The sequence below is a fragment of the Bartonella sp. AA97HXZ genome, assembly GCF_042196985.1.
Classification (GTDB): Bacteria; Pseudomonadota; Alphaproteobacteria; order Rhizobiales; family Rhizobiaceae; genus Bartonella.
In genome coordinates, this window is the sequence record NZ_JBHIRC010000088.1 from 1 (window position 1) to 821 (window position 821).

The window sequence follows — 821 nt, forward strand, 5'->3', positions numbered from 1 at the left end:
ATTTGACTTATGGCTATTATGACCCACAAGCACATTGACATCACGAGCTGCCGAAAGGTTAATATTCTCACCTGCAAAATCAGAGCCCACTATGCTCACATCTTTTTTCTTGGCAATGATGTTGATAGTGCCATACGCATTGAGAGAAGAACCTTGATGTTCAAAACTCTCTTCATTTTGCACCTTTTCCTCACTCCCATATATCGACACGAAGTCCTCACCTGAACCCGCGCCAAAACCAGATGCATGTTCTTCTGAGTGGCTGCTATGGTGATCTTGCATGCCATCAATCGTCACATTTTCTGCTGTCACATTGATGTTTTGACCTGAAAGCAGATGAGAAGCAGTAATTGTGGACTCTTTTTCTGCTTGCAAATCAATGTTGCCCGTTGCCTCAAGAACAGAGGAAACTGTTGTGGTGTGCGATTCAGATTTATCGGAAGATTTCTCATGCAAAAAGCTACTTGATGACGATTGGTATTGCTGATCGTAGTGTTCTTGAGCGCCTTTTATGAGAATATTCCCACCAGAGTGAATAGAAATATCTGCTTTTGCTTGATCTGGTGTTTCCTCTTCTTTTCCAGCAAAAAGCATCGATCCAATGATTTTTGTATCGTTGCCAGATTCAAAGGCCATCCCTTCACCCCCTGTTATACTTGAGCCCACAACTTGAGTAGCCTCAACATTATTATGGACTCTCTCACTAAATATTCCATCCTCTTTGTGATCGGATATCTCATAATGTAAGCTATCTTCTGCATTGTTGATCAGGATATCGTTACTGGCTTTCAGCCCCACCTTGCCCTTGGCATCTATATCGG

Annotated in this window: 1 protein-coding gene; it reads right to left on the bottom strand. The window is 42.4% G+C overall.

The window, feature by feature from the left end; all coding sequences use genetic code 11:
* A partial coding sequence (locus ACFINE_RS09850) for a hemagglutinin repeat-containing protein (RefSeq protein ID WP_375621903.1) occupies positions 1–821 on the bottom strand: 821 nt, incomplete at both ends.